Source organism: Limnohabitans planktonicus II-D5 (genome assembly GCF_001270065.2).
In the GTDB taxonomy this organism is placed as follows: Bacteria; Pseudomonadota; Gammaproteobacteria; order Burkholderiales; family Burkholderiaceae_C; genus Limnohabitans_A; species Limnohabitans_A planktonicus.
Window position 1 is genome coordinate 1 of sequence record NZ_LFYT02000055.1, and the last position, 9,463, is coordinate 9,463.

The window sequence follows — 9,463 nt, forward strand, 5'->3', positions numbered from 1 at the left end:
ATCAGGTGCGTGGCATAGCTGTGGCGCAGGCTGTGCGGGGTGATCTTTTTTTTAGGCCGCAATCGATGGCCACTTGATGCAATGTCTTTTGCACGCCGCCCCGGTCCAGCGGCGTACGTGCCGCGTGCGCGCCCTTCAATCCACCCAGGCGATTGGGAAACATCAGCTCGGGGTTGCGGTGCGTGGCCCAAAAGCGGCGCAGCACCAAAAGCGTGGCTGCAGGCAAGGGAACCAGCCGGTCACGGTTACCTTTGGAGTCGCGAATATGTACGCGCTGGCGAACTGCATCAATGTCTGCGACCTTCAAAGCCAAGCCTTCGCTCAGACGCAATCCCATGCTGTAAAGCGTGAAGAAAAACACGCGGTAACTCAACACCCGAGTGGCGGCAAACAGAGCTTGCGCTTCTTCGACGGTAACGATGTCAGGCAAGCGCTGAACCTTGGGGGGCTTGATGAAGTTCGGGCTGCTCCAGGGTTTGCCAAGCACATGTAAGGTAAAGAACTTGAAGCCATAAAGATCGAGTTTGACGGCGCTCCAAGAATGGGAGGCCACAAGATCGCTGAAATAGTGGGTCAGTTGCGTGGGCGAGAGCTTGTCAATTGCAAAATCAAAGTAGTCGCCCATGCGCCGAATTGCACGGGCGTAAGCGTCAATGGTCTTGGGCTGCAGGCCTTTGAGCTTGAGGTGTTGCAGGTGGGTGCGGTACGCGCTGGAAAATGGTTCGGGGAAAATGGCGGGGTCATAGCCACCGGGATACGTCGACATGGGCGAACTCCAGATAAGTTGAAGATCACATGCCCCACAATTGAGGCATGAGCCTACAGCTTACGAATTCACCAACAGCCGTTGCGGCACACCCGCTCCGCGTAGCGGCTTCGTCCAACACATCATTGAAGTCAGACCTTGGGACTGTGTTACATCACTCGCAGCGGCGTTATTTCAATCTTCATGTACGGGTAATAAGGTAACTTTGAAAGTTTCGCGTCCGCGTCTTGTGCATCTTGCGCAAGCAGAACCATGTAAATGCCCGCGGCATCTTGTTTGATGTACGAGGCCAGCAGGCTGCCGTCTTCCTCCCAAGTCTTCACCATGGCTTGCTCTGCGGGCAACAAACGCATGCGGGTGTCGTGGTCCAGGCCTTGCAACAAAATATCGATCATGAATTTTTGCATTGCTGTTTTTCCTGAGTTGTAGGTTACTGAGTGAATGAGCATCTGAAAGGCTGATGCCTTACACCCCTTCAGTTTCTAGCGCGGGATAGTCCACATACCCTTGGGCTTGGCCGCCGTACATGGTGGCGCGATCGGGCTGGTTGAGCGGTGCACCGCGTTTGAAGCGCTCGGGCAAATCGGGGTTGGCCAAGAACAGCGCCCCGAACGACACGGCATCAGCACCGCCTTGATCAACGACTTTTGCGGCACTGTGCTGGTCATAAGCTGTATTGAGCAAAAGCAAACCGGTAAACCGTTGGCGCACGCTTGGTGCCAAGGGGCTCACGCCCTCAGGCAGTTGCGCGGGTTCCATGAAATGCAAAATGCCCAGCTTGCGCGCTTCGAGCTGCTCAACCACATACACATAGGTTTGCTCTGGCTGGCTGTCGCTCATGCCGTTGTAGGGAATGCGAGGCGACAGTCGCACAGAAACCCGCTCCGCGCCCCAGACGGCGATCACGGCATCGGTGACTTCCAGCAGAAAGCGGGCACGGTTTTCAATGGAGCCACCATATTCATCGGTGCGTTGATTGGAGCCATCTTCCAGGAATTGGGCCGGCAGATATCCAAAAGCGCCATGGATTTCAACCCCGTCAAATCCTGCATCTTTGGCCGCTTGTGCGCCTGCCTTGAACTGTGCAATCGCCTGCTGGATATCGTCCAGTGTCATGGCTTGCGGGGTCACCGTGTCTTGCGGACCTTGTGGGGTGTAGACCTGTGCTTGAAAACCAATGGCCGAAGGTGCCAGGGGGAGCTTGCCGCCGTGGAATGCAGGGTGAGAGACACGACCCACATGCCACAACTGAGCGAAGATCAAGCCATCTGCACCGTGAACGGCGTCAGTGACACGTTTCCAGCCCTGAATTTGCGCTTGCGTATGAATGCCCGGCGTGAACACATAACCGATGCCCTGCTCACTCACTTGGGTGCCTTCGGTGATGATCAGGCCGGCCGATGCACGTTGGGTGTAGTACTGAACCATCAGCTCGTTAGGCACACGATCCGGGGCACGCGAGCGCGTCATGGGTGCCATGAATACGCGGTTTTTGAATTCAAATGGCCCATGGTTGAAGGGGCTCAATAGTTTTTCTGTGGACACGATAAATCCTTTGAAGTGATGAAGCAAAAGTGCAATGTACGGATCGTATGCTGTATCATTTTTGAAATATATAGGCCACATCAATACACTAAGTCTCAAAAATGGAACATTTAAATTTCCAGGCCCTGGCCGACTTCAATCTGGTGGCCCGTCACGAAGGCTTTGGCAAAGCCAGTCGAGCCAGCGGCCGCTCCAAAGCTTCTTTATCCCGGCATGTTGCCGAACTTGAAGAGGGTTTAGGGGTGCGCTTGCTGGAGCGCGTGGGCCGTTCATTTCGGCTGACTGAAGAGGGCAAAACCCTTTACAACCGAACGGCAGGTTTGCTGGAAGAGGTGTCCGATGCAGCGCAAGAATTAACCGAGGGGCAGAGTGAGCCACGGGGCCGCTTGCGCATCAGTGCGCCTGTCACATTTGGCAATGCCGCTATGGGGCGATTGGCCGCCGAATTTGCAGTTCGCTATCCTGAAGTCCAATTGGAAGTCACGGTCGAAGACCATGCCGTCGATTTGATCGCGGATGGCTACGACGTCGTGATCCGCGTCAACCCCAAGCCTGACGACGAGTTGGTGGGGCGGTGTTTCTTTCGCGACAGGCTGGCGGTCGTTGCAGCCCCATCGCTGGCTTTTCCAAAAGCTGCTGTTGGGACAGACAGCACTCCCAGCGTTCCCGCCATTGTGGGCATTGGCATGCCGGAGACTGGCACATGGACCCTTCGCAGCGGCGAAGTCACACAGACCCTTCATCGGCACGCCGTACTCAGACTGCCCAATCCCATCACCATCCGAGACGCCGCGATGGTTGGCATTGGTGCTGCGGTTTTGGCGAGGAATTTCATTGAAGATGACATCGCCCAAGGAAGACTTGTGTGCTGGGGTGAAGTTTCTGAACGTGCCGTAGAGATCTGGATCTTGCATTCCTCACGCCGTTTGGTCAGCAGCAAAGTGGCCGCTTTTGTGCGGTTTTTATGTGATGTTTACGCTGAAAAAGAGGTGGGTTTGAATGGGCTGCCTATGCCAACGTTAAGCGCCCACTGAAAACGGCACAGGTGTGCAGCAGTCGTCTTGCTGCATCTTGGGCAGGTTCATCCCCCCATAAAAACATCCACAGGCAAACCCTTCACCACCGACCCACAACTTCTCCAAGCGGGAATGCGTTTGGACATGAAAAAAGCCCGCACCTCGTCAAAGGTGCAGGCTTTTTATCAGGACGCTCAGCGTTGTTGCTGCGAGCCTGAGACTTCAACTTCCACGCGGCGGTCAACACGCAGGCAGGTGATCAGGGCCTGGGTGGGCTTGCTGCCTTTGCAATCGCCAGGCTGGGTGTCGGGCTGGCTAGAGCCCACGCCGGTGGCCGTGACTTTGTTGTCAGGAATGCCACCGATTTGCACCAAGTAGTTTTTCACTGCTTCGGCGCGCTTTGTGGACAATTTTTGGTTGTATGCCTTGCTGCCCAAACGGTCGCTGTGACCCGTGATCTGGATCGCCTCGACGTTGACGGTTTTCAGTTCCTGCAGCAGTTTGTCCAGGGCTTGCTTGCCGTCGGATTGCAGGCTGTCTTGGTCAAAGCCAAACAAGGAATCGGCCTCCAGTTTCACCTTGACCCAAGGCTTGGGTGGAGGAGGCAGTGGTGCAGGAGGAGGCGGGGGAGGCTCTGGCGTCACCACAGGAGCCTGTGCAACCACGGGTTCGGGTGCTGGCGGAACATAGGGCGTGTACGCAGTTTTGGTGGCGGGGGTTGATCCGCCAAAACGGTAAACGAGGGACAGCGACAGCACGTCCACATCAGCGCGGTTGCCCAGGATTTTGTCGATGCGGTAGCGTTCGCCTTCCACCCGCAAAGTCACAGCAGGCGTGAAAGCGTACTGAGTACCAAAACCGAATTTGTAATGGGTGTCGCGATTTTTTTGCGAGCTTCCATTGCTGTAACTGTCTTTGGTTTCTGCATAGGCTGCACCCACACGACCGAGCAAGGACCAGCGGTCAGTGATGGGCAGTGTGCCGACCAAATCCAAGTTCAACCCATTGGTGCGGGAAAGAGCCGACGCGCTGCCTACCGGTGAGCCGCTGTAGCCGAAACGACCCAGATCAAAATAACCCGCTTCAACCGCCCAGAAAGGGCTCAAGGGGAATCCCACAAAGGCTTTGTAGCTTGCGCCCCTGTGGTCTTCTGTCATATTGTTCGTGGACGCGCCAAACTCTCGCGCCTTTCGGCGGCTGTCAAAGTGGCCCTTGGATTCGCCAGCGCCAATGCCTACATATACACCTGTGTTGGTGGTGTCGTCTTGCGCTTGTGCCAAGGCACTGGCCAGAACAGTCAGGACCAGCAGTGCTGGCCGTGGGTTGAATATCAGTCGTTTCATTTCTCTTGCTCCAAAAATAGGCGAAATGCCTGTGTCGAAAAGGGTGTGGGTCAAAAAGACCTCCGTGCTTCGGGCGTCACGGTCCTGAGTTGCGTTCGGCTGGGGGCTGGTGCGATGCCGCTCGGGCTTTGGCCTGGAGCCAGCGCTGCACCAGAATCAGCCACGCCGGGTCGCGTAAAGCCTCCACCAATCTGGCGCGTGAAACAGCCAGACGCTGCGCAGGCGTCAAGTCGTGACTCATGACGTTTGCGCTTGTTGGATCGCCAGAAGGTCCAGCTGAATTTGGCATTTGATGTCGTCCATGAGTGGTCGTACACGCAAGCTGCGAGCCCAAACCCAACACAGTCCACTCAAGCCTAAAAGGATCAATGGCAAGGCCAGCAAAACCCAGGCATGGGGCGCGTCGTTGAGGGGCAAGGCACTCCACAACAACAAGGCCACACCACCCAAAATCAAAGCCAGCAGCAAGTTCAGTGCGCTGAGTGCATACATCACCCAACGGTTTTTCAAGGCACACAGGTGATCAGCCCAAGCCTGGCTGGCCAAATCTGCGTAACCTTGAGCATGCACTTTGAGCAATTCAGGAGGCAACACCAGGAGTTTGAGCAGCAGCTTGAACATCAAGGCTTGTTGGAATTCATGTACCAAGACACCGCCAATGCCACCGCAGCGCCCGTGCCTGCTGCAAGCAACAAGGATTTGAGGGGGGCGTTTTGGACGTAATGCTCAGCGTTTTCGCGCACGCGCTGAGCACCGATTTCCAGTTGCTCTTGCGCTTCATGGGCAGCGTCTTTGCCTTTTTGCGCCAATTCCTGCGCCGTGTCGCTGACGCGGTCTGCGATGCGGTGAAGCACTGGACGTGCTTCATCGATCACATCGTTGACTTTGCCGCTGATGTCAGCACCCACGGCTGACATTTTTTCTTGAGGAGTTTTGAGGTCGGACATGTTGGCCTTTTCAGTGAATAAAAAAAGAAGAACTTTCACTGTAAAAACTACGGCCGATGATGTCTGTTGCCTGTCACACCGTTTTAGAGACACCGTGACCATACGCACAGCATCTGCGAATCAGCACAGCGCCTGTGATGTCGCGCACTGACGTCATGTGGGTGTATGCCTAGAGTCTGTTTGACTTGGACTCGGTGACAAATGTGCTGTGTGTCCAAGCTTGTGACCCGACTTGGCTTGGGTCGTTTTCATGGCATGAACGACAGGACTTTTTCATGATTCAAAAAAACACCGTGGCCGCGCTGGCCGCTTCTTTGGTTCTTCTGGCTGCCACAGGCTGTGCGGTGTCTCGCGGGCAGCAAACGGTTGGCGCTTACATCGATGACACAGGCATCACGACCTTGGTCAAGTCACGTTTTGTTGAAGACAAAGACGTCTCCGGTGCCGCCATCAGTGTGGAGACCTTGAAAGGCACGGTCTTGTTGTCGGGTTTTGCCAAGAACACGCTGGAACGCAACAAGGCCGAAAGCATTGCACGCGGCGTCAAGGGCGTGACCTCCGTCAAAAATGAGATCGTCATCCGCCCTTGACCTTTGACGCCTGAATGGACGTTGCAGCTGTGAAAGCGTATGGCCAGACAGCTGCTTGCGATGACGGCGTGGGTCATGGCGAGACCCATAGGCCGACATGGCGAGCGGAGCGTGACCATCCAGTGCTTGCACTGCCACCACTTCTGGATCGTCATGTCGCAGCCTCCCCGCCATACCGAACACCCCGTCATCGCGAGCGAAAGCGGGGATCCCGTGTTCGGACAAACGTGAAATTCAGAACAAGCGAACCATCATCAAATCCGTCAGCACAAAGCCTGCAAATTTCGCTCAAAACTTGGAGTCAGTCGCCGTGCACATTTCTATGCCATTGTCACCACCTTCCTGGCACTCGCATTGCTGCAAGTTCTCAGGTGAGCAAGTTTGTGGCGACAAGCCTTTAGCGCTCGGCAGACCTTTGCTATCGTCCCCGGAATACACGTTACCCGCCACAGCAGCTCCCTGGGCACTCGTGTTGGAGAAGCCCAACAAATTCAACCGGCTGCTCGGCGTCGGTGTGCGGGCCAAGGCCACCGCCACGGTGCTGTTGGTCACGATGGCAGGCGTGATCTTCAGCGTTGCGTTGGTGTAAGCCATGTTGTAGTTGCTCAACACCGTGGCCGCATTGGCAGGTGCAGCGCTCAAGTTCGAGTTGTAGGTGCCCGCAATCATGCCTGTGGCCAAGCCAGAGACCGTCACGTCCTCACCTGCCACAAAGCCCGACTTGGTTGCTGGCAACTGCGTTTGCAGTGTGCCATTTGCCTGCATTGTGGTGGCCGTGCCCGTCACAGCCGCAACCTTAGGCGTGATCGAGCCATTGGCAGTCACCGAGGTCGGCAAGATGTAGTTGTTCAGATCCGTACCCGTTGCGCCCGCAAAGTTGCCCGCCACCAGAATGGCCGTGACGCTGCTCGCGCCCAGCACATTCTTGTCGTTGTACAAGGCGGCTGTTTGATTCACGCTGGCGGTTTCAGTCTGACCCGCAACGGTCACACCTTTGACGGTGAACGCGCTGGGAACCAGGGTGGCTGCTGTTGTACCGTCGTAGGTTTTGGATTGGTCGGCCAGGGTGACGGTGAGTTTGGCTTTGTTGATCGTGCTGGCTGTGTTGTCGGTGTAGGCCACGTTGTAGTTGCCCGTCACGTCTGCGCCCGAGCTGTCTTTGATCGTCACGCCCGAGGCTTTGACGGTCTTGTTGCCCACGCCAAAGTTCTTGTCGGTGAAGGTCTGTGTGCCAGCGCTGTTCACGCTTTCACCTGCGGCTTGTCCAGCCAGTGCGCCCACTGTGCCTGTGCCTGTCGCAGCCGTTGTGCCGTCATAGACCTTGGTCACCGCTTGCGCGGTCACGCTCAGGTCGGCTTTGTTGATCGTGCTGGCGGTGTTGTCGGAGTAGGCCACGTTGTAGTTGCCTGTTACGTCTGCGCCCGAGCCGTCTTTGATCGTCACGCCCGAGGCTTTGACGGTCTTGTTGCCCATGCCGAAGTTCTTGTCGGTGAAGGTCTGTGTGCCAGCGCTGTTCACGCTTTCACCTGCGGCTTGTCCAGCCAGGGTGCCCACTGTGCCTGTGCCTGTCGCAGCCGTTGTGCCGTCATAGACCTTGGTCACAGTCTGGGCCGCGACATTCAGATTGGCTTTGCTGATGGTGCTGGCGTTGTTGCTTGCGATCTGCGTCACACCCGTTGTGGACAAGGTGTAGTTGCTTAAGTCCATGCCATGGGCAGCCGTGGCGGTGTCCACGCTGGTGGATGAAACGGTGGCCGATGACGAACTGGCGCTGGCCACGTTCTTGCTGTTGAAGGCACCCGTGACTGCTTTGAACGAAATGGACTCAGTGCTGGTGCCCACAGTCACGCCAGTGGCCGTGACATCACCGGCCTTGATGGAAGCAGTGACCGTGCCGTCGTACACCTTGGTCTGGTCAGCCAGAGCCAAGGCGAGTGTGGCCTTGCTGATGGCGCTGGTGTTGTTGCTTGCGGTCTGCGTTACACCCGTTGTAGACAAGGTGTAGTTGTTCAAGTCCAAGCCATGGGCAGTCGTGTCCACATTGGTGGACGAGACGGTGGCCGAGGTCGCGTTGGCGCTGGCCACGTTCTTGCTGTTGTATGCACCCGTGACTGCTTTGAACGAGGCTGACTCGGTGTTGCTGCCCACAGTCACGCCAGTGGCAGTGACATCACCGGCCTTGATGGCAGCGGTGTCGGTGCCGTCGTACACCTTGGTCTGGTTAGCCAGCGTCAAGGCGAGTGTGGCTTTGCTGATCGATACAGTGTTTTTATCGCCGTCCCGAACCGTCAGTGTCGGTGCTTTGTAGTTGCTGGCCAGGCCAGCATTCACACCCGAACCATCGACCAATGTCACAGCATCGACGAAGTTGGTGCTGTTATCTGCAACGTTCTTGCTGTTGATCGTGGCACCACTGGAGCTCAGGGTTTCCGATCCCACACCTGTGGTGATGCTCAATTGAGCAGCGCTCAGGTTCTTGTTGCCGTCATAGGTCTTGGCAGCAGACAAGACCACTTCTTTTTGGGCGATCGTCACTGCGCTGGCCACGGGCGTGGCTGTCAGGTCGTAGTTCGAGGCCAAGGTGCCCTCAGCAGTACCCGTCAGGTTCAAGCCCGATGTGCTGGTGACCTTGTTGTTGGCTGTTGTCACATCTTTGCCCGTGATGCTGGCGGTGTCTGTAGCTGCAGCCGTGAATGTCTCATTGCCCACACCTTTGATGAGGGTCAGCTGGTTGCCTGTGACGGTGCTTTGGCCGTCATAGGTTTTAGCTGCATTGACCTCTTGCAGTCTCGCCTGACTGATCGCTGCGGTTGTGGTGGCGCTGGTGTTGGTCAGGTTGTAGTTGCCAGCATCGTTGCCGTTGATGGACAAGCCAGTCACGGTGACGGTCTTGTTGGTGTCCACGTTCTTGTCACTGAAATTGGCGCTGGTCTTGTTAAAGCTCACAATATCCCCGCTGATCAGATCGGCAGAGCTGGCGGTGACTGCGGCCGTGCGGCTGCCGTCATAGGTTTTACTTGCAGCGCTGTAACTGACGGTGAGGTTTTTGGCGGTGATGCTGCTGGTGGTGTTGTCCACGTAGCTGACGGTGTAGTTGGCACCGTTGTTTCCGTCGTTGATGGTCACACCCGATGTCTTGACGGTTTTGTTGCCGCCTGCGTTTTTGTCGGTAAACGCAAAGGTGCCGCCGGTGAGCGAGTCGGAGCCAAAGAGTTGGGTGCTTTGGGTGGCCTTTGCCACGCCATTGGCGCTGGTG

Annotated in this window: 10 protein-coding genes; 2 read left to right on the plus strand and 8 right to left on the minus strand. The window is 56.4% G+C overall.

Features of this window, described 5'->3' with window-relative positions; genetic code table 11:
• Nucleotide 1: 1 nt before the first annotated feature.
• From H663_RS40465 to H663_RS40475, 3 genes are all read right to left on the minus strand, one after another.
• Nucleotides 2–766 (minus strand): site-specific integrase, encoded by a 765-nt coding sequence (locus H663_RS40465; protein ID WP_116695955.1) that lies wholly within the window; start codon nt 764–766, stop codon nt 2–4.
• A gap of 149 nt (nt 767–915) precedes the next feature.
• Nucleotides 916–1,173, minus strand: a complete 258-nt coding sequence (locus tag H663_RS40470) for a muconolactone Delta-isomerase family protein (RefSeq protein ID WP_053172117.1) — start codon at nt 1,171–1,173, stop codon at nt 916–918.
• 58 nt (nt 1,174–1,231) lie between these two features.
• On the minus strand, nt 1,232–2,311 hold the full coding sequence (locus tag H663_RS40475) for an alkene reductase (RefSeq protein WP_053172201.1): 1,080 nt from the start codon (nt 2,309–2,311) through the stop codon (nt 1,232–1,234).
• Between the two features lie 101 nt (nt 2,312–2,412).
• Here H663_RS40475 and H663_RS40480 point away from each other — a divergent pair, with 101 nt between their 5' ends.
• Entirely contained in the window at nt 2,413–3,345 is a 933-nt protein-coding gene (locus H663_RS40480) for a LysR family transcriptional regulator (protein WP_053172120.1), read from the plus strand.
• A 176-nt stretch (nt 3,346–3,521) separates the two neighbouring features.
• Here H663_RS40480 and H663_RS40485 read toward each other — a convergent pair whose 3' ends face one another.
• The 4 genes from H663_RS40485 to H663_RS40495 all read right to left on the minus strand — a co-directional run bounded on the left by H663_RS40485 (nt 3,522) and on the right by H663_RS40495 (nt 5,617).
• A complete protein-coding gene (locus tag H663_RS40485) occupies nt 3,522–4,670 on the minus strand; it encodes an outer membrane beta-barrel protein (protein WP_053172121.1) in 1,149 nt (382 codons plus the stop codon).
• Between the two features lie 76 nt (nt 4,671–4,746).
• The gene (locus H663_RS41810) at nt 4,747–4,911 is read right to left on the minus strand and encodes a hypothetical protein (RefSeq protein WP_165803977.1); all 165 of its coding nucleotides are present in this window, start codon (nt 4,909–4,911) and stop codon (nt 4,747–4,749) included.
• Nucleotides 4,908–5,294 carry a hypothetical protein gene (locus H663_RS40490; RefSeq protein WP_133240091.1) on the minus strand — a complete coding sequence of 129 codons (387 nt, stop codon included), beginning with the start codon at nt 5,292–5,294 and terminating at the stop codon, nt 4,908–4,910. The genes H663_RS41810 and H663_RS40490 overlap by 4 nt, the downstream gene beginning before the upstream one ends.
• Nucleotides 5,291–5,617, minus strand: a complete 327-nt coding sequence (locus H663_RS40495; RefSeq protein ID WP_053172126.1) for a hypothetical protein — start codon at nt 5,615–5,617, stop codon at nt 5,291–5,293. The genes H663_RS40490 and H663_RS40495 overlap by 4 nt, the downstream gene beginning before the upstream one ends.
• A gap of 275 nt (nt 5,618–5,892) precedes the next feature.
• Here H663_RS40495 and H663_RS40500 point away from each other — a divergent pair, with 275 nt between their 5' ends.
• Entirely contained in the window at nt 5,893–6,207 is a 315-nt protein-coding gene (locus H663_RS40500) for a BON domain-containing protein (RefSeq protein ID WP_053172128.1), read from the plus strand.
• 288 nt (nt 6,208–6,495) lie between these two features.
• On the opposite strand, the gene H663_RS40510 is transcribed toward H663_RS40500, so the two are convergent.
• The coding region (locus H663_RS40510; protein WP_240620599.1) for a beta strand repeat-containing protein at nt 6,496–9,463 on the minus strand (2,968 nt) is incomplete at its 5' end.